The organism is Rhizobium sp. BK376, assembly GCF_004341625.1.
In the GTDB taxonomy this organism is placed as follows: Bacteria; Pseudomonadota; Alphaproteobacteria; order Rhizobiales; family Rhizobiaceae; genus Rhizobium.
Map to the genome: position 1 here is coordinate 1 of NZ_SLZG01000002.1, position 18,576 is coordinate 18,576.

General features: G+C 59.5%; 15 protein-coding genes and 1 pseudogene. 7 read left to right on the forward strand and 9 right to left on the reverse strand.

Features of this window, described 5'->3' with window-relative positions; translation table 11 throughout:
- Window positions 1–186 (forward strand): annotated as a pseudogene (locus EV561_RS04540) (IS701 family transposase); the annotation flags it as partial.
- Window positions 187–488: 302 nt separating this feature from the next.
- Here EV561_RS04540 and EV561_RS04545 read toward each other — a convergent pair.
- Entirely contained in the window at window positions 489–1,307 is an 819-nt protein-coding gene (locus EV561_RS04545; RefSeq protein ID WP_132518116.1) for an alpha/beta hydrolase, read from the reverse strand.
- A gap of 111 nt (window positions 1,308–1,418) precedes the next feature.
- Complete coding sequence (locus EV561_RS04550; protein ID WP_132518118.1) at window positions 1,419–2,009, reverse strand: TetR/AcrR family transcriptional regulator; 591 nt, start codon at window positions 2,007–2,009, stop codon at window positions 1,419–1,421.
- A gap of 539 nt (window positions 2,010–2,548) precedes the next feature.
- Here EV561_RS04550 and EV561_RS04555 point away from each other — a divergent pair.
- Window positions 2,549–3,019: an Hsp20 family protein gene (locus tag EV561_RS04555; RefSeq protein WP_132518120.1), complete on the forward strand. Its 471-nt coding sequence runs from the start codon at window positions 2,549–2,551 to the stop codon at window positions 3,017–3,019.
- Window positions 3,020–3,105: 86 nt separating this feature from the next.
- On the opposite strand, the gene EV561_RS04560 is transcribed toward EV561_RS04555, so the two are convergent.
- The 3 genes from EV561_RS04560 to EV561_RS04570 all read right to left on the reverse strand — a co-directional run bounded on the left by EV561_RS04560 (window position 3,106) and on the right by EV561_RS04570 (window position 5,318).
- A complete protein-coding gene (locus EV561_RS04560) occupies window positions 3,106–3,525 on the reverse strand; it encodes a hypothetical protein (RefSeq protein WP_132518122.1) in 420 nt (139 codons plus the stop codon).
- Complete coding sequence (locus tag EV561_RS04565; protein WP_132518124.1) at window positions 3,522–4,223, reverse strand: hypothetical protein; 702 nt, start codon at window positions 4,221–4,223, stop codon at window positions 3,522–3,524. Before EV561_RS04565 ends, EV561_RS04560 begins: the two co-directional genes overlap by 4 nt.
- Window positions 4,224–4,313: 90 nt before the next feature.
- Window positions 4,314–5,318, reverse strand: a complete 1,005-nt coding sequence (locus EV561_RS04570; RefSeq protein WP_132518126.1) for a bile acid:sodium symporter family protein — start codon at window positions 5,316–5,318, stop codon at window positions 4,314–4,316.
- 96 nt (window positions 5,319–5,414) lie between these two features.
- Between EV561_RS04570 and EV561_RS04575 the strand changes: the two genes are divergently transcribed.
- Window positions 5,415–6,272, forward strand: coding sequence for a LysR substrate-binding domain-containing protein (locus EV561_RS04575; RefSeq protein WP_132518128.1), 858 nt, complete (start codon window positions 5,415–5,417; stop codon window positions 6,270–6,272).
- Here the strand turns inward: EV561_RS04575 and EV561_RS04580 are convergent.
- Together EV561_RS04580 and EV561_RS04585 are read right to left on the reverse strand one after the other, a co-directional pair.
- Window positions 6,250–7,218 (reverse strand): phosphatase PAP2 family protein, encoded by a 969-nt coding sequence (locus EV561_RS04580; protein ID WP_132518130.1) that lies wholly within the window; start codon window positions 7,216–7,218, stop codon window positions 6,250–6,252. The genes EV561_RS04575 and EV561_RS04580 overlap by 23 nt on opposite strands.
- Before the next feature lie 177 nt (window positions 7,219–7,395).
- Window positions 7,396–8,445, reverse strand: coding sequence for a low specificity L-threonine aldolase (locus EV561_RS04585; RefSeq protein ID WP_132519806.1), 1,050 nt, complete (start codon window positions 8,443–8,445; stop codon window positions 7,396–7,398).
- 543 nt (window positions 8,446–8,988) lie between these two features.
- Here EV561_RS04585 and gltB point away from each other — a divergent pair.
- The 4 genes from gltB to EV561_RS04605 are packed head-to-tail and all read left to right on the forward strand — an operon-like array spanning window position 8,989 to window position 15,933.
- Complete coding sequence (gene gltB, locus EV561_RS04590) at window positions 8,989–13,716, forward strand: glutamate synthase large subunit (RefSeq protein ID WP_132518132.1); 4,728 nt, start codon at window positions 8,989–8,991, stop codon at window positions 13,714–13,716.
- A 57-nt stretch (window positions 13,717–13,773) separates the two neighbouring features.
- Window positions 13,774–14,046 carry an AbrB/MazE/SpoVT family DNA-binding domain-containing protein gene (locus EV561_RS04595; RefSeq protein WP_132518134.1) on the forward strand — a complete coding sequence of 91 codons (273 nt, stop codon included), beginning with the start codon at window positions 13,774–13,776 and terminating at the stop codon, window positions 14,044–14,046.
- Window positions 14,043–14,441, forward strand: coding sequence for a type II toxin-antitoxin system VapC family toxin (locus tag EV561_RS04600; protein WP_132518136.1), 399 nt, complete (start codon window positions 14,043–14,045; stop codon window positions 14,439–14,441). The genes EV561_RS04595 and EV561_RS04600 overlap by 4 nt, the downstream gene beginning before the upstream one ends.
- Before the next feature lie 37 nt (window positions 14,442–14,478).
- On the forward strand, window positions 14,479–15,933 hold the full coding sequence (locus EV561_RS04605; protein WP_132519808.1) for a glutamate synthase subunit beta: 1,455 nt from the start codon (window positions 14,479–14,481) through the stop codon (window positions 15,931–15,933).
- A 69-nt stretch (window positions 15,934–16,002) separates the two neighbouring features.
- On the opposite strand, the gene EV561_RS04610 is transcribed toward EV561_RS04605, so the two are convergent.
- Both EV561_RS04610 and EV561_RS04615 read right to left on the reverse strand, forming a co-directional pair.
- Window positions 16,003–17,202: a DUF459 domain-containing protein gene (locus EV561_RS04610; RefSeq protein ID WP_132518138.1), complete on the reverse strand. Its 1,200-nt coding sequence runs from the start codon at window positions 17,200–17,202 to the stop codon at window positions 16,003–16,005.
- Between the two features lie 76 nt (window positions 17,203–17,278).
- On the reverse strand, window positions 17,279–18,502 hold the full coding sequence (locus EV561_RS04615) for a lytic murein transglycosylase (protein WP_132518140.1): 1,224 nt from the start codon (window positions 18,500–18,502) through the stop codon (window positions 17,279–17,281).
- Window positions 18,503–18,576 lie beyond the last annotated feature (74 nt).

An 18,576-nucleotide genomic window follows, 5' to 3' on the forward strand; every position in this document is an offset into this window, starting at 1 on the left:
AGATGGGTCTGCGAGCAGGCCCATCAGCAGATGAAGGAAGAACTCGGCCTCGATCACTTTGAAGGCCGATCATGGCAGGGCCTACACCGACACGCCTTGATGACGATGATTGCCTATGCCTTTCTTCAGCATCAGCGCCTCAACAAGGCAAAGCGGGAAAAAAAGAAAGAGGCACGGCCCGCCTAAGCCGACACTGCCAGCTGTCCGGCGTGCCGTCATAGCCGCACTCTCAAACCACCATCCACCACAACGATGTCCACACTGCCGTATCAGGTTCCAAATGAACCTAAATTCAATTCTGCCAAAGTAGTGCTCGGCGGCGTAGACAAACTCCACATGTCACGGTTTCCCTTAAAGCGCCCCGTGCAGGCACGCCTTGGCCGACGAGTTGTCGAGGAGGGTTTGAGCTTCTTGTTCGTTCCTTCGTCACTATGACGAAACCCGAACCCTCCTCAGTTTGCGAATACGATGATGGACAAGAGGTGTCGTCAAGACCTGATGAACGAGAGCAGGTCGGGGTTGAGGATATCCGCATGTGTGGTTAGCATGCCATGGGGGTAGCCAGGATAAGTCTTCAGCGACCCGTTCTTAAGCAGGTTGACCGCACGCGGCACGGAACTTGCGAAGGGGACGACTTGATCGGCCTCGCCATGCATCACGAGCACCGGCACGGTGATCTTCTTGAGGTCTTCGGTATAATCTTCGAGCCAAGAGTCGACAGTCGCGTGGTGAGCGAGGGCACCGCCGGCCATTCCTTGGCGCCACCAGTTCGCAATGATCGCCTCCGAAGGCTTGGCCCCATCGAGGTTATAGCCATAAAACGGGTTCTCAGGGACGAAGCGGAAGAACTCCGCCCGGTTGCCCAGCACGCCTGCCCGGATCGCTTCGAACCACTCCGGCGGTTGACCGGACGGGTTTTCCTCGCTCCGGTACATGTTCGGCGTCAGGGAAGCGACCAGTACCGCCTTCGCGACGCGCTCCTGGTGGCGAGCGACATAGCGAGCCACCTCACCGCCACCTGTCGAGTGCCCGATATGGATCGCGTCGCGCAGGTCGAGGTGTTCAGTTAAGGTCGCGAGGTCGGCAACCCAATGGTCCATATCGTTGCCGGTGCTGGGCTGGTCAGACCTGCCGTGTCCGCGCCGATCATGGGCGATCACCCGGTAGCCGTGGCGAAGAAAGAACATCATCTGGGCATCCCAGTCGTCCGCCGATAGCGGCCAGCCGTGGCTGAAAACGATCGGCTGGCCTGAGCCCCAATCCTTGTAGAAGATATTTACGCCGTCTGTAGTCGTGATCGTAGGCATGATTTGCTCCTTTGATAGCCGCGGATAAAAGTCATCACTCGCTGTCGCGGCGTTTTAGCGAGAAACTTATTAAATACATGACCGGTCGTATATTAATCGGCCAAAAATTATTCAGGCCACAAGGGCAGGCAAAACGAAACCTTCAAAGCTGTCGAACGGCGACCGGTTACGTTCGACTTTGGCGCGCGTGACCGCACCTTCGAACGCGTCGATCAACGCGACGGCGACCTGTCCTGGCTCCTTTCCAGCCGGCAATTCGCCCTGGGCCTGGGCTTCCCCGAGGCATTCAGTGAGCGAGGCCGTCCATTGGCGGTAGATTGCGGCCAGCTTAATGCGTACTTGCTCGCTCGACGGCGTGACCTCGAGCGCCATATTCCCGATCAGGCAACCAACCGCGTAACCGCGGCGCCCGTGAAACTCTGCCAGGCCCGCGAAATAGCATGCGATACGCGCGAGCGGCGTCATGTTGTGATCGGCCAAAATCGGGCTGTAGGTAGCAATCAATGAATCCCAATACTCGGTCAGCACTTCAACAGCAAAAGCCTCCTTGCTTTCGAAATAATTGTAGAACGACCCTTTGGGTACACCGGCCGCCGCCGTAATCTCCTGCACGCCGGTGGCATTGAAGCCGAGGGTGCTGACGAGGTCTCCCCCCTTTTCCAGGAGGCGCGATCGGGTTTCTGGATTGGCTGGTCTCGGCATAGCTAAGCTTTAAGGTTGGTGTTTGCGTTTCGATGGTTTATATATGACCAGTCGTCTTTTAATTGTCAAGCAGTTTTTTGCTGGGACAGGGTAATGCATTCACACCCGCTGCGATCGCTGCGCCAACGCCTTTATGGGCGCATCACCCTCGCCGCCATCCTCCTATTTGGCCACTCCGTTGTGAGTCCTGAGCCTAGATTATTTGAGCAAAAAAAGGCCGGCATACGGGCTGTAGAGGTCCGCAGGCCGGCCGAGTAGGACTGAAGAAGAAGGGACGATACGCTTCAGTCATCGGACGGTTGTCCATCCGATAGAAAGCAGGCTACCGCCCGTCGCCTGAACGGCCGCAGAACCGGGCGTTCATCTGTCGTTCACGCGCAAATTCGCGTCAAAATCGCAGGCTCTTGAACTGCGCCGGCCCCATCACCATCTCCTTTTTGCGGGCGCCGAAAGGGTCCGCGGAACCGTCTCGGGGCCGCCGCAACAGGGGTCTCAGGGGCAATATCAGTATCGCAAACAGTCGCTCACAGGAGGACACCATGCGTCACGTAGACTTCTCTCCCCTTTATCGTTCCACCGTCGGTTACGACCGCCTCTTCACCATGCTCGATAGTCTGGCCCAGCCCGATCAGGCCCAGACCTATCCTCCCTATAATATCGAGCGCACCGGTGAAAACACCTACCGTATCACCATGGCGGTTGCCGGTTTCGACGAGAAGGAACTCTCCCTTGAAGCCCATGCCCATGTCCTGACGGTCAAGGGCGAAAAGAGCGACGAGGGCACCCAGAACAGCGAATATCTCTATCGCGGCATCGCCAAGCGCGCCTTCGAGCGTCGCTTCCAGCTTGCCGACCATGTCGAAGTCCAGGCTGCTTCCCTGAAGAACGGCCTGCTGCACATCGACTTGCTTCGCAACATTCCGGAAGCCATGAAGCCGCGCAAGATCACGATTGCCGCTGAGCCGGTCGAGGCTCCCAAGGCTATCGAAGCCCAGGTGATCAACAGCTAATTTTCCCGATTTCCGGGTAACGGAAAGGCGGCGTTCCGAATGGGACGCCGCCTTTTTTACGAATGCCTGGCCAGCCCCATAAGAAGCTAGATGGGAAGTGATCGAAGCTTTGTGCCTTTGTTTATGGGCACTTCATGCATCGACGGCGGCTGGAGCAGATTGGTGATCTGCAATATCTCGGGCCAACGCCATATGAGAACAGATGCCACCTGATGAAGAGGAGCCTTTTGATAGGCGGGCGCTAGGATGAAGCCATGAAGTCCAGCTGATCGCAGTGCGGCTCTTTCTGCCGCATTTTTCAGTATACGGCCGTCTCCGGATACAAATATCCAACGATCATTGGATTTTCTAAGAAAATCGATCCACTCGACATCTTTCGAATTTCTACCGTTTGGCAGACCTGCAATGTCTCGAATATGTGCTGCAGCATGACCTTCGTGTTCAATGAATCCATGCAAGGTGGAGGCAAAAACTGGAGACGTGCAATTGTCAAAAAAGACCTTCACGCAGCGAGCCGTTGTTCCATCATCGTTTCAAATTCGATTGCGTGCTTGATCGCCGCTTCGGATACGTCATATGCGCGGGCTGCGGCCCGTATACTTCCGTTTTGCTCGACGGCAGCCGCTAAAACCGCAGTCGGCACACTCGATGATGCATCGATTGGCTGACCGAAAGATCGGGTTGGATCGACAACAATATTGAGCCGTCGTCCGCCTGGCCACCAAATTGCCGGACTACCATCGTCACCGAACTCAACCGTTTTTAAAATTGGATCCAATATGCCGTTAAATTCGAACTGGCGGCGGAAGAGATTAAGCAATTGTTCGCGCTGCTCGCCGCCTTCATCTTCTTCCACGATGTGAAGAAAAATCTCGCGACCGTCAGTTCTGAATTTATTGGTGGATAGTGGGCGCTCCCGTCCGATCACATCTCTGGCAACAAGAATTGCCGAGCGAACTCTAATTGCTGAGACGCCGGCCCGAATGAAGGCGTCGGCCACCCGCACCTCCATGAGATCATGGAAACCTAGAAAGACGCTGTCATCGTCAAGCGAAATTTGAGGAGTCCAAAGGGGAGGATAGAATCTGTTTTGGATTCGATGACCTCTGAGCCAACGAGAAATCTTCACGGTGGGAATGCGAAGAAGCCGTCCCGCTTCCGCAGGTGTGTATACCCCCATACCGATCAATTCATCGCTGTTCATGTGGCCATAATCCATCGCGTTGATTCGGTGTCAACGGATAAGCTATCAAGGGCTGCCTTTTGCAATAGGATCGAGCCGATTAGTCCTCATTTAGGCCGTAGTGGGGGTTTGTTCAGCTTGCTCTCTACTTTTCCGGTTCGCCGCGTCAGCATATTTCTGGGCAATGACGGCGCAGGCCATCAATTGGATCTGGTGGAACAGCATCAGGGGCAGCACGATTGCGCCGATGCTCTGGCCGGCAAAGATGACGCTTGCCATCGGTACGCCGCTTGCGAGACTCTTCTTCGATCCGCAGAATGTGATGGTGATCTCGTCAGCGCGCGAGAAGCCGAGGGCGCGGCTGCCGAACATGGTGATGCAGAGAACGAGCGCCAACAGGACCATGTTGGCGATGATCACGGTTGCAATGTCGCCTATGGAAAAGGTGTGCCACAGGCCTTCGACGACGGCTTCGCTGAATGCGGAATAGACCACCATCAGGATCGAGCCGCGGTCGACCGGCATCAGGATCTTCTTCTTGGAGCGTATCCAGTTGCCGATCCAGGGCTGGAGGATCTGGCCGAGGATGAAGGGGGCGAGCAGCTGTTCCATGATCTGTTCCAGCACGCTCCAGGAGAAGCCGCCACCATGGCCGCCGACGGAGAATAGCAGGCCGACGAGCAGGGGCGTCAGGAACATGCCGAAGATATTGGAGGCCGATGCCGCGCAGATCGCAGCCGACACATTGCCGCCGGCGATCGAGGTGAAGGCAATAGAAGACTGCACGGTCGAGGGCAGAACGCTGAGGAAGAGGATGCCTGTATACAGCGTCTGCGGCAGCACCGTCGGTACCAGCACGCCCATGCCAAGGCCGAGCAGCGGGAACACGCCGAACGTGGTCAGCAGGATAGCGAGATGCAGCCGCCAGTGCAGGGCGCCGGCTATGACGACGTCGCGAGACAGGCGTGCACCGTGCAGGAAGAAGAGAAGCCCGATGGCGAAGTTCGTTGCGATGCCGAAGTAGTGCGCGGTTGAACCCTGTACGGGGAAGAAGGATGCTGTCAGCACTGTCAGTACGAGCAGCATGGTGAAGGTGTCTGGTAGAAAGCGGCGCATGATGCCTATCCCGGTCGCATAAAATATTGCCTTGCTCTTACCGCTATCGCGATCCACGATGCAAGGAATAACAGTTATCAAGAAGGTGGATGCCTCATGCTGGATCTCACGCAGTTGCAGAGCTTCGTCGCCGTCGAGCAAATGGGAAGTTTCACTTTGGCCGCCGAGCGGCTCGGCCTCGGCCAGTCGACGGTCAGCCAGCATATCCAACGGCTCGAGGCCACGCTCGGACGCAAGCTCCTGGCGCGCGACACGCACCGCGTCGTGCTGACCGGCGATGGCGAGGCGCTGCTCGGTCACGCGCGGGCGATGCTGTCGATCCAGGGGCAGGTGCAGTCGCTGTTTGCCGATAACAGCCTGCGCGGCACGCTGCGGCTCGGGGTTTCGGAGGATTTCGTCACCAGCCAGCTGCCCGATGTGCTGGAGGAATTCGTGCGCTCGCATCCGTCGGTCGATCTGGAACTGACGGTATCGCTGAGCGGCATACTTTATGAGATGCAGGATAATGGCGAACTCGACCTTGTCCTTGCCAAGCGCCGGCTCGGGGACACGCGCGGGCGTCTGGTCTATCGCGAGCCACTGGTCTGGCTTGCCCGCGATCCCGAACTCATCCGTTCCTCCGCCGCGCCGCTGCCGCTGATTGCGTTTCCGGCGCCGAGCGTCACCCGCGCCATTGCGCTCGAGGCGCTGCGCCGTCAGGGCGTGCCATGGCGGATCGTCTGCACCTGCGGCAGCCTGAGTGGGCTTACGGCCGCCGCTCGCGCGGGGATGGGCGTGCTGGTGCAGCCGCGCAGCATGGCACCGACGGGGCTGGAGGAGATCGGAACGGAGTGGCTGCCGCCGCTCGAGGATGTCGAATTCGTGCTGGTGCCGCGCAAGGGCGCCGATCAGCTTCTCGTCAGCGCGCTGTCGGAGGATATTCTCGCGAAGATCAGGGATTTGCGGGCGGGGTAGGGTAGCCGACGCCCTGGACGGTCATGGCCGCTTCCGCAGGCAAGGATTTCGCCGATCTCGCCTTCGTCAGGAAACAGGCGAGCCCAATGCAAATGGCCGCTACCCCGAAGCCAGCAAAGACATCTATCACGTAGTGATTGGCGATAGTGAAAGCGGATACCGCCATGAGTACATTCAGCAGAAGAGCAGGATAGCGAAGAGGTTTCAGGTCCCACATTGCCCAGGCACAGATCGCAGCTACTGCCGCATGTCCCGACGGGAAGGTCAGGATGCCTTTTGTTTCTGTCAGCCTGAAGATGAAATTCGGATCTTCTCTGATCGCATGCAACTGCGGAACGAAGTCGCTCCAAAAGTAAGGGTTCAGGTTCTGTAGTTTGGACGCATCCAGCGGGTAGGTCGCTACAGTTCCAAATGCCGGAAATGCGCTGGCGAACACGGCGGATATGAAGATCATCGCGCCATACGCGAAGACCATGCGGTATGCGCGTGTCGTTCGGCCGAAGATCGAAAGCAAGTACGGCACAGTCAGCAACTGGAAACTGAAGCTCGTGTAGGCCAGCATCAAAATCCGAGCCAGCAGAGCATGCCTATCGACAAAGCCGATCATGGACGGCCAGTCGACGCCAAGACCGCGATCGATCGCTGCCAGGAAATGGTCGGCGAGCGGCATGTCCAGGCGCATGGAGAGATAAACAAACATCATGCCGGGCAAGCTCAGAAGAAGGCCTGCACAAATGGTTTCGACCATTACCCGCAGCCTCAGCATTCGCCGGTATCCGCACCATCCGCCGACGATTGCGAGAAATCCCAGCGTCGCCAACAGCTTGCCGGTAAAGTCGTCATAGTCGATCCGCATCCCGACCGACCATGCGAGGGGAAATGCGATTGCATAGGCCAGTGCGACAAGGCTCCAAAGCAGATATCTTGATCGCTCGAGTTCGGACATGACTTACTCCCAACGCATTCGACTTAGGCGAAAAACGTTAACGGTGCGGTAAAGTCACGTTTAAATTATCGCATAGGTTGCGCTTGCTGGTGTTATGTTCTCTCTAAGATTGAGCAGCAGCCTCGAACGAAAGGGCATGACGTGACCCGACATGCCCGATTTATCCTGAAGATTTCGTCAGCCCGCCAGGCAGCCTAGGAAGCCTTCGACATCAGCATCGGTCGTCGCAAAACTTGTCACGAGGCGGATCAGGGTTTCGTCGGGGGTGATCAGGTCCGGCTGCTTTTCCGGGATCGGCCATTCGTAGAATTTCGCGCCCTTGTCTTCGGCGGTTTTCGCTGCCGACTTGGGAATGATGGCGAAGACTTCGTTCGATGCCGTCTGCCAGGCGAGCTTGGCACCGGCGGCGGATTCGACGCCAGCGCGGAGCTTGTCGGCCATGGCATTGGAATGGCGGGCAAGGTTGAGCCAGAGGCCGTCCTCGAAGTAGCCATCGAACTGGGCGGCGATGAAGCGCGACTTGGAGAAGAGCTGGGCGGCGCGCTTGCGGATGAAGGCCATCTCCTTGGCCATCTCAGGATTGAAGAAGACGATGGCCTCGGCGCACCAGCAGCCGTTCTTCGTGCCGCCGAAGGAGAGGATGTCGACGCCGCGCTTCCAGGTCATTTCGGCCGGCGTTGTATCGAGCGCGACGAGCGCGTTGGCAAAGCGTGCGCCATCCATGTGCAACGGCAGGCCGTTTGCCTTGCAGATCGCGGAGATAGCGTCGATCTCGGCCAGCGAGTAGATGGTGCCGATCTCGGTTGCCTGGGTAATGGTCACGGCCGCCGCGCGGCCATGATGGACGGCGTCCTGCGGAAAACGGGCGACCTTGGTGGCGAGCGCCTTGGGATCGATCTTGCCGGCTGCGCCGTCGACCGTCGCCAGCCGCGCGCCGCTGAAGAAGTCGGGCGCGCCGCATTCGTCCTCGGCGACATGCGCCTCGTTATGGCAGAAGCTGATGCCGCCGGGCTTCTGGACGCTGGCGAGCGACAGCGAATTCGCGGCCGTTCCTGTTGCAACGAAGAAGACGGCGACTTCGCGCTCGAAGATCTCGGAAAAGCGGGCCTCGACCTTGCGGTCGAGATCGCTGGTGCCGTAGGCGGCTGCAAAGCCGCCAGCTTCCTTGACAAGGCGTTCTGCGATTTTGGAATGGGCGCCGGCCCAGTTGTCGGAGGCAAAGAACATGTGATGAACCAGTGAAAAATTGAAGGTTAAAGCGATAGGGGCGGACATTAGTCCAACGCCCCTATGGGTCAAGCCCGAGGGCGGCCGCGACCCATCACAGAAATTGAACTACGCAATCAACAAACAAAATGATCCACCGTGGCGAAACTTTATTTCCGGATTTTGATGCAATCGGCAATCTTCCGTCGTTAAGGGCAGATATTTTGCCGTTAACCTCTTGCGAAGGAGAATGCTTTCTGGCATAGAACTGATGAATTAGGACAGGGTTGCTGTCCTATTTTGGCCGTTGAGGCCGAAGATGCGCTGAAAACCCTGGAGATGACGGGATTTCACGCTATAGTTCTCGCGAGCGCTGCCGCAAGGGCAGAGCGGCGGTGAGCAAGTAGCAGGCGCGGAACGCCGACGGTGATGCTCCGCCACGAGCGACCGTTTGCGGACGTATCTTCACAATGCAACAGCGCTGTCCCGCGCGCCGCATCCGGAATAGCCGGTGCGACGCGAGAGAAGGGTCGCCCGCGACGCGGGCCTATCGGAGGAAAGACGATGACGAACAGGACGCCGTCCATGACTTTTGACCAGATTGCCGCCGTAGAGGCCAAGGCAACGGCCAATACGTCGAAACGCGCCGCCGTGGGTCTTCCGCCGAAACAGGGCCTTTACGATCCGCGCAACGAACATGACGCCTGCGGTGTCGGCTTTGTCGCGCATATGAAGGGCAAGAAGTCGCACCAGATCGTGGCTGACGGCCTGTTCATCCTGGAAAACCTGACGCATCGCGGTGCCGTCGGCGCCGATCCGCTGATGGGCGACGGCGCGGGTATTCTCGTGCAGATTCCGGACCGTTTCTTCCGCGAGGAGATGGCGACGCAGGGCGTCATCCTGCCGAAGGTCGGCGAGTATGGCGTCGGTCACTTCTTCCTGCCGCAGGACGAAAAGCTGATCGAGCATTTCAAGAAGACGATCAAGGATGTGATCGCCGAGGAAGGCCAGGTGTTCCTCGGCTTCCGCGAGGTGCCGGTCGACAATTCCTCGCTCTCCAAGGCGCCCGACATCGCCGCAACCGAGCCGCATCATGTTCAGGTCTTCATCGGCGCGGGCAGCCATGCTGCGACCGAGGACGAATTCGAGCGCCGGCTGTTCACCCTTCGCAAGGTGATCTCAAACCGCATCTATGATGAGTATGAAGGCGAAGAGAGCGGCTTTTATCCCGTCTCGCTGTCGAGCCGGACCATCGTCTACAAGGGCATGTTCCTCGCCTATCAGGTCGGAGCCTATTATAAGGACCTGGCGGATCCGCGCTTCGAGTCGGCCGTTGCCCTCGTGCACCAGCGCTTCTCGACCAACACCTTCCCGTCCTGGAAGCTGGCGCACCCATACCGCATGGTCGCCCATAACGGCGAGATCAACACGCTGCGCGGCAACGTCAACTGGATGGCGGCACGTCAGGCATCCGTGTCTTCGCCGCTCTTCGGTGACGACATCTCGAAGCTGTGGCCGATCTCCTATGAAGGTCAGTCGGACACCGCCTGCTTCGACAACGCGCTCGAATTCCTGCAGCGCGGCGGCTATTCGCTCGCCCATGCCGTGATGATGCTGATCCCGGAAGCATGGGCCGGTAACCAGTCTATGGCGGCAGATCGCAAGGCGTTCTACGAATATCATGCTGCCCTGATGGAGCCGTGGGACGGACCGGCTGCTGTCGCCTTCACCGACGGCAAGCAGATCGGCGCGACGCTCGACCGCAACGGTCTTCGCCCGGCACGCTATCTCGTCACCAATGACGACCGCGTCATCCTGGCGTCGGAAGCCGGCACGCTGCCGGTGCCGGAAGAAAACATCATCCGGAAGTGGCGCCTGCAGCCGGGCAAGATGCTGCTGATCGACATGGAAAAGGGCCGCATCGTCTCCGACGACGAAGTGAAGTCGGAGCTTGCGACCAAGCATCCCTATCGCAACTGGCTGGATCGCACGCAGCTTATCCTTGAAGATCTGAAGCCGGTCGAGCCACGCGCTCTGCGCCGTGACGTTTCGCTGCTCGATCGTCAGCAGGCATTCGGCTACACGCTGGAAGACACCCGCATCCTGATGTCGCCGATGGCGACGACGGGCCAGGAAGCGATCGGCTCGATGGGCACCGATACGCCGATCTCGGCCATGTCGGACAAGTCGAAGCTGCTCTACACCTATTTCAAGCAGAACTTCGCGCAGGTGACGAACCCGCCGATCGACCCGATCCGCGAAGAGCTCGTCATGAGCCTTGTGTCCTTCATCGGCCCGCGTCCTAATATCCTCGACCACGAGGGTGCGGCCAATGCCAAGCGTCTGGAAGTGCGCCAGCCGATCCTGACCAATGGCGATCTCGAAAAGATCCGTTCCATTGGCCATACGGAAGATCGCTTCGACACCAAAACGCTCGACTTTACCTATGATGTCGAGCGCGGCGCCGAAGGCATGCCCGATATGCTCGACCGGCTCTGCGAGCGCGCGGAAGCAGCCGTCAAGGGCGGTTACAACATCATCGTGCTCTCCGACCGCCAGATCGGGCCGGATCGCATCGCGATCCCGGCGCTTCTGGCGACGGCTGCCGTCCACCATCACCTGATCCGCAAGGGGCTTCGCACTTCGGTCGGTCTCGTCGTCGAAACCGGCGAGCCGCGTGAAGTGCATCATTTCTGCCTGCTCGCCGGCTACGGCGCTGAGGCGATCAACCCCTATCTCGCCTTCGACACGCTGCTCGACATGCATGCCAAGGGTGAATTCCCGAAGGAAGTGGACGCGAGCGAAGTCGTCTACCGCTACATCAAGGCGGTCGGCAAAGGCATTCTCAAGGTCATGTCCAAGATGGGCATCTCGACCTACCAGTCCTATTGCGGCGCGCAGATCTTCGATGCCATCGGCCTGCAATCGGAATTCGTCGCCAAGTATTTCTTCGGCACGGCGACGATGATCGAAGGTGTCGGCCTTGAAGAAATCGCCGACGAGACTGTCGCCCGCCACAAGTCCGCGTTCGGCCGCGATCCGCTGCTGGCAAGCACGCTCGATATCGGCGGCGAATATGCCTACCGCATGCGCGGCGAGAGCCATGCCTGGACGCCTGACGCGGTTGCAGCCCTGCAGCACGCCGTTCGCGGCAATGCAGAGGATCGCTACCGTGAATTCTCGGAAATGGTGAACACCTCGGCGTTGCGGATGAACACCATCCGCGGCCTGTTCAAGATCAAGAGCGCGGAAGAGCTCGGCCGCAAGCCGGTTTCGCTCGATGAGGTCGAGCCGGCCGCCGATATCGTCAAGCGTTTCTCGACGGGCGCCATGTCCTTCGGCTCCATCTCCAGGGAAGCACATACGACGCTGGCGATGGCGATGAACCGGATCGGCGGCAAGTCGAACACCGGCGAGGGCGGCGAGGAAAGCGATCGCTACATGCCACTGCCGGACGGTTCGCAGAACCCGGAACGCTCGGCGATCAAGCAGATCGCCTCCGGCCGCTTCGGTGTGACGACCGAGTATCTCGTCAATGCCGATGTGCTGCAGATCAAGGTCGCGCAGGGCGCCAAGCCCGGCGAAGGCGGACAGCTGCCCGGCCACAAGGTCGATGCAACTGTTGCCAAGACCCGCCACTCGACCCCGGGTGTCGGCCTGATCTCGCCGCCGCCGCATCACGACATCTATTCGATCGAGGATCTGGCGCAGCTGATCTACGACCTGAAGAACGTCAACCCGACGTCTGATGTCTCGGTCAAGCTCGTCTCGGAAGTCGGCGTCGGCACGGTTGCCGCCGGTGTCGCCAAGGCGCGCGCCGACCACATCACGGTCTCCGGATTCGATGGCGGTACGGGCGCTTCGCCGCTCACCTCGCTGAAGCATGCCGGCAGCCCTTGGGAGATCGGCCTTGCCGAAACCCAGCAGACGCTTGTCCTGAACGGCTTGCGCTCGCGCGTCGCCTTGCAGGTGGACGGCGGTCTCAAAACTGGTCGCGACGTCATCATCGGCGCGCTTCTCGGTGCGGACGAGTTCGGCTTTGCCACTGCGCCGCTGATTGCGGCAGGCTGCATCATGATGCGCAAGTGCCACCTGAACACCTGTCCGGTTGGCGTCGCGACCCAGGATCCTGTCCTGCGCAAGCGCTTCAAGGGAACGCCGGAGCACGTCGTCAACTACTTCTTCTTCGTTGCCAACGAGGTCCGGGAAATTCTCGCCTCGCTCGGCTTCACCAAGCTCGACGACGTCATCGGCGCTGCCGAGCTTCTGGAGAAGGACGACATGCTTGCCCACTGGAAGGCGAGGGGGCTCGACTTCGGCCGCATCTTCCACAAGGTCGAGGCACCGAAGGAAGCCACCTACTGGACGACGCGCCAAAACCACCCGATCCACGACATTCTCGACCGCAAGCTGATCGAGCAGGCCGAGCCTGCGCTGACGGCGCGGCAGAAAGTCTCGATCGACGTCGACATCAAGAATGTCGACCGTTCGGCCGGCGCGATGCTGTCGGGCGAAGTCGCCAAGCGCTTCAACCACAAGGGGCTGCGCGAAGACACGATCAACGTCACGCTGACGGGTACGGCCGGCCAGTCCTTCGGCGCGTTCCTTGCGCGTGGCGTCACCTTCACCCTGATCGGTGACGGCAACGACTATGTCGGCAAGGGCCTGTCGGGCGGTAAGATCATCATTCGTCCGCCGGAGAACTCGCAGATCGTTGCCGAGAACTCGATCATCGTCGGCAACACCGTTCTTTACGGCGCGACCGAGGGCGAGTGCTACTTCCGCGGCGTTGCCGGCGAGCGTTTTGCCGTTCGTAACTCCGGCGCGATCGCCGTCGTCGAGGGTGTAGGCGACCACGGTTGTGAATACATGACCGGCGGCGTGGTCGTCGTGCTCGGCGGAACTGGACGCAACTTTGCGGCTGGCATGTCGGGCGGCGTCGCCTATGTGCTCGATGAGCAGGGCGATTTCGCCAAGCGCTGCAACATGGCGATGGTCGAGCTTGAGCCGGTTCCGGAAGAGGACGACATGCTGGAGAAGCTGCACCATCATGGCGGCGACCTCATGCACAAGGGCCGCGTCGACGTCTCTGGCGACATGACCCGTCACGACGAGGAACGTCTCTACCAGCTGATCTCCAACCATCTCCACTACACGGGCTCGACCCGGGCCAAGGAGATCCTGGATGCCTGGGCTGACTATCGTCCGAAATTCCGCAAGGTCATGCCGGTCGAATACCGCCGTGCCCTTGAGGAGATGGAACGTAGCCGGATGGGTGTCGCGGCGGAGTAAGTTGGGTTTGGGAAAATGCTGTGATATGACACGTCATATCACAGCGTGGAGGTTGCGATGAACGAACATTCCGAAGTCATCAAAATCGCCCAGGTATTCAATAATGGTCGGAGCAGGGCGATCAGAATTCCAAGAGAGTTCGAATTCGATGCGGACAGGGTCGAGATCCGGATGACTGAGAAGGGCGACCTGATTGTTCATCCGCTCAAGCGGAAATCTCTGCTTGAGGTGCTGGCCACGCTTGAGCCGCTTGGTGAAGAGGATCGGCTACCTGAAATCGAGGACTATCCGCCGGAGCCTGTCGATCTTGGTGGAATTGACGAAAAGTGAGGTATCTGCTCGATACCAATATCGTTTCGGACATCATGCACAATCCGCAGGGACGGGTAGTTCAGCGGATTGCGCAAGTTGGTGAGGACCTTGTTTTTACCAGCATTCTCGTCGTTTCCGAAATTCGTTTCGGTATCGCGAAGAGCCAGTCGAAGAGGCTGGCAAAAAGGCTGGTGGAAATTCTCGATGTGTTTCCCGTCGAGAGGTTCGAAGGGCCAGCTGATGAACATTACGCCGCTATTCGTGCGGCGCTGGAAGGAATAGGCCGAAAGATCGGCCAGATGGATATGCTGATAGCAGGGCATGCGCTGGCACTCGATGCGGTGCTGGTGACGGCCAATGAGGGCGAATTTTCCCGCGTGCCGGGATTAAAGGTTGAAAACTGGCTGCGCTGAGGAAGAGGCGGTCATGACAGTAGTAAGGGAAGACAGCATGGGCAAGGTAACAGGTTTCCTGGAAATCGACCGGCAGGTGGCGAAGTATCAGCCGGCGTCGGATCGCATCCGCCATTTCCGTGAATTCACGATTCCTATGTCGGACCCGGAAGTACAGAAACAGGCCGCGCGCTGCATGGACTGTGGCATCCCCTATTGCCACGGTCCGACCGGCTGCCCGGTGCACAACCAGATTCCGGACTGGAACGACCTCGTCTACAACAACAACTGGGAAGCGGCGATCCAGAATCTGCATTCGACCAACAACTTCCCGGAGTTTACCGGTCGCGTCTGCCCGGCGCCCTGCGAGGAAGCCTGCACGTTGAACCTCGAAGATGCGCCGGTTGCGATCAAGACCGTCGAGCAGGCGATTGCCGACAAGGCTTACGAGCTCGGCTTCATCCGGCCGGAGCCTGCAACGGTTCATACCGGCAAGAAGATTGCCATCATCGGTTCCGGTCCTGCCGGCATGGCGGCTGCGCAGCAGCTCGGCCGCGCCGGTCATGAAGTCCATGTCTACGAGCGCGAAAGCAAGGCTGGTGGTCTGCTGCGCTACGGCATCCCCGACTTCAAGATGGAAAAGAACTTCATCGACCGCCGCGTCGAGCAGATGAAGGGCGAGGGCGTCACCTTCCATTACGGCGTCAATGTCGGCGTCGATCTGAAGGCCGAGGAGCTTCTGGCGGGGCACGATGCCGTGCTCTATTGCGGCGGCTCGGAAACCCCGCGCGAGGCCGGCATCCCGGGCACCGATCTCTTCGGCGTCCATGATGCCATGCCCTATCTCGTGCAGCAGAACAAGCGGGTCGGCCGCGAGAACATCGACAGCGTCGGTTGGGCCGCCGATCCGATCCTTGCCGGAGCCAAGCATATCGTCGTCGTCGGTGGTGGCGATACGGCATCGGACTGCGTTGGCACCGCGTTCCGCCAGGGTGCGGTCAAGGTCACGCAGCTCGACATCCGCCCGCAGCCGCCGGAGAAGGAAGACAAGCTCGCCGTCTGGCCGTTCTGGGCAACCAAGATGCGCACCTCTTCCAGCCAAGCGGAGGGCGCCGTGCGCGAATTCCAGGTTGCGACGCTGGAATTCATCGGCGAAGACGGGATCCTGACCGGCGTGAAGTGCTGCGAAGTGGATGAGCGCCGCCGCCCCGTCCAGGGCACGGAATTCATCATTCGCGCCGATCTCGCCTTCATCGCCATCGGCTTCCGCGGCCCGTTCAACAACAGCGTGCTGAAGGAACTCGAAGGCAAGCTGACGCTGAATACGGACAAGCGTGGCTCGACCAATGTCGTCGCCAACGAGAAGGACTACAAAACCTCGGTCGACAAGCTCTGGACCGCCGGCGACGTGCGTCGCGGCCAGTCGCTGGTCGTCTGGGCGATCCGCGAGGGCCGTCAGGCGGCCCGCGCTATCGATGAAGAACTGATGGGCGCGAGCGTCCTGCCGCGATAAGCGTAGTCTTTGAGACTGACATCAAAAAAGGCCGCGCTTGCGGCCTTTTTCATTGGATGCCAGTTGTTCTCACGGTGCTGCTCGCTTCAGACGGTAATCATCGACACGGCCGGCGGGGGCGGGGGCCATCTCTCCTTTTTCGACCAGGAGATCGCGCGGCGATTGGGTCGAAGGTGCTGGAGAGATTGCTGCGCCCAAGAGTTCCGCTCCGCCGTCAAGATTGGGATCCGAGAGGCTGATCGGTTGCGTGCGCAACGGTTGATTGACCTCTGAAGGTGGCAAATCGGCGTTTATCGCAGCGTTGTCCGTATCCAGCCGTGTAATGTCGGGGCTTGCCTGATCGCCGAGCAGTCGACGTGCGGATTTTTCGACATAGAAGGCGACCTTGCGCCGGCCGGCGGCCGTCATGTTGATACCATCAGCGGTTCGCAGCCGCACCTGCTGGCCGTTGATATCGGAGCCGGTTATGACGAAGTCTCCGTTCTCATCGGTGAAGCCGTCCCAGATATTGATGAATTCGCCGCCGATGCTCGTCACCTTGCTCTGGTAGATCTGGTTCAGCTTGACGACATCAGCCGTCATCGAATCAGAGCCGAAGGATGGCAGTCCGACCCATAGCAGCGGGATGTGCCGGTCCGTGACCAGCTTGGCGAAATCCTGCACACGCTCCTCATAAGCCATGTACCAGGCGTCGGTGCCGAATTTTTCGTTCAGACCGTCGCCGATCATCTGCTGGCGGTCGTTGGAGCCGATCATGACGACCACGATCGCGGGCTTCACCTGATCGATCATTTGCGGCAATTGCTGCGGCCAGTTGTAATAATCCTGGCGAACGAGCCCCGAGGCGACGTTGCCGCGCGTATCGATTACGACGCCGGGGGAGTTCGAGAAGGCGTCATCCAATCCGCTACCGAGGCCGCCTGCAAGGAAATCGCCGACGACGAGAATCTTCTGGGCAGTATCCAGCTTTTCGGCTGGCGGTGGTTCGTCGGGCTGCGTGACGATCTGGCGAGGTGGGGAGGCCGGTGCTGCCTTCTTGCGCGGCGGGCGGGCCATGCGCCGGGGCGCCTGCTGAGCGGGAGCGTAATAGTAGGGTTCCTGGACGCGGCGGCCAAACAGCATTTCAAGCAAGGTGCGGCGCTGCTGTTGCGGCTGCTGCGCCTCAGCAGGCATTGCCAGTCCGACGAACGCAAAACACAGCGCAAGCAGGGCCGCAGCGATTGCTCGTGCGGCGGCCACTCTTGTCATGCGGTGGGACTGGTTATTCATTCGACCGCTTTCCGATTTAGGCCCATTTTCTCATGGAGCGGGCGATTCCGTCCAGCCGCCAAGTGGTCCGATCGGTCTATTTGCGCAGTGCGTTCAGCAAGTCCTTTGACGGTTCGCCGTCGGCGTTCATGCCCATGCGCTGCTGGACGGCCTCGATGGCTGCCTTTGAACCTGATCCGAAATTGCCGTCCACAGTGCCGTCATAATAGCCCAGCGTCTTCAGGCGCGTCTGCAGCTCGAATTTCTCCTTGATGTCGAGCGTGCCGTCCGGGCGCGGCCATGCCTGCTGCATGCCGCCAAAGCCTGCGATTTGGTCGGCCAATACTCCGACCGCAAGCGCATAGCTGTCGGACGCATTGTAGCGCTTGATCGCGAAGAAATTGGCCGTCATCAGGAAACCGGGTCCATTCGGGCCGCCCGGCATCTTCAATTGCGCGCGGTCGGTGCCGAGGCGGAAGCTCTTGCCGTTCGGCCGGGAAAATCCAAGGGCGGCCCATTGCGCCAAGGTGCGGGTCTTGCCGATCTGGGCGTTGCCGCCCTTCGGCACCACGACTTCGTAACCCCAGGTCCTGCCGCCCTGCCAGCCGTTCTTCATGAGAAGATTGGCGGAGGTCGCAAGTGCATCCGGCACGGAATTCCAGATGTCGGCGCGACCGTTGCCATCGGCGTCGACGGAATAGAGCAGGTAGCTTGTCGGGATGAACTGCGTATGCCCCATGGCGCCTGCCCAGGAGCCTGTCAGTCCTTCTGCCGAAACGTCGCCTTCCTGCAGCATCTTCAGCGCGGCAATCAGCTGCTTCTTAGCATAGCCGGCGCGCCTGGGATCGGCATAGGCAAGCGTTGCCAGCGCGCGCGGCACGTAGTGAAGCCGATCGTCCTTGGCCAAAACCGTGCCGTAATTCGATTCCATCGACCATATGGCAAGCAGGATATTACGGTCTACGCCATACCGCTGCTCGATCGAGCGCAGGGTAGAACCGTATTTAGCCGCCATTTTCCGGCCGACATCAGCGGTATAAGGGTTGACGCGGGAGTCCATATAGTCCCAGATTTGGGTCTTGAATTCAGGCTGGTATGCCGCTTTTTCCAGGACCGTCGGATCGGGGTCCGTCACGCCGGCAAATGCCTTACGGTAGGTTGCCGACGTGATTCCGCTTCTGGCGGCAACGTCGTAAAAGCCGGAAATCCACTTTTGGAACCCGGTGTCGGCGCTGGCGTTATTAGGGGTCAGTCCGACGAGGGCACCGAAAGCAAGCGCCAGCGTCAGGCCGCGAAGGGAGGTTCTGTAGCGTTCGATCATCACAGCCGCATCCGTCATGTCCGATGGTCGGTTCGCGATGCACAAGGCATCGGTTCATGCACGAAAATACAGAA

Excerpts from the sequence above, each read along its gene's own strand:
- EV561_RS04545 (WP_132518116.1), bottom strand. The coding sequence starts at position 1,307 with ATGCCTACGATCACGACTACAGACGGCGTAAATATCTTCTACAAGGAT.
- EV561_RS04550 (WP_132518118.1), bottom strand. The coding sequence starts at position 2,009 with ATGCCGAGACCAGCCAATCCAGAAACCCGATCGCGCCTCCTGGAAAAG.
- EV561_RS04555 (WP_132518120.1), top strand. The coding sequence starts at position 2,549 with ATGCGTCACGTAGACTTCTCTCCCCTTTATCGTTCCACCGTCGGTTAC.
- EV561_RS04565 (WP_132518124.1), bottom strand. The coding sequence starts at position 4,223 with ATGAACAGCGATGAATTGATCGGTATGGGGGTATACACACCTGCGGAA.
- EV561_RS04570 (WP_132518126.1), bottom strand. The coding sequence starts at position 5,318 with ATGCGCCGCTTTCTACCAGACACCTTCACCATGCTGCTCGTACTGACA.
- EV561_RS04575 (WP_132518128.1), top strand. The coding sequence starts at position 5,415 with ATGCTGGATCTCACGCAGTTGCAGAGCTTCGTCGCCGTCGAGCAAATG.
- EV561_RS04580 (WP_132518130.1), bottom strand. The coding sequence starts at position 7,218 with ATGTCCGAACTCGAGCGATCAAGATATCTGCTTTGGAGCCTTGTCGCA.
- EV561_RS04585 (WP_132519806.1), bottom strand. The coding sequence starts at position 8,445 with ATGTTCTTTGCCTCCGACAACTGGGCCGGCGCCCATTCCAAAATCGCA.
- gltB (WP_132518132.1), top strand. The coding sequence starts at position 8,989 with ATGACGAACAGGACGCCGTCCATGACTTTTGACCAGATTGCCGCCGTA.
- EV561_RS04595 (WP_132518134.1), top strand. The coding sequence starts at position 13,774 with ATGAACGAACATTCCGAAGTCATCAAAATCGCCCAGGTATTCAATAAT.
- EV561_RS04605 (WP_132519808.1), top strand. The coding sequence starts at position 14,479 with ATGGGCAAGGTAACAGGTTTCCTGGAAATCGACCGGCAGGTGGCGAAG.
- EV561_RS04610 (WP_132518138.1), bottom strand. The coding sequence starts at position 17,202 with ATGAATAACCAGTCCCACCGCATGACAAGAGTGGCCGCCGCACGAGCA.
- EV561_RS04615 (WP_132518140.1), bottom strand. The coding sequence starts at position 18,502 with ATGATCGAACGCTACAGAACCTCCCTTCGCGGCCTGACGCTGGCGCTT.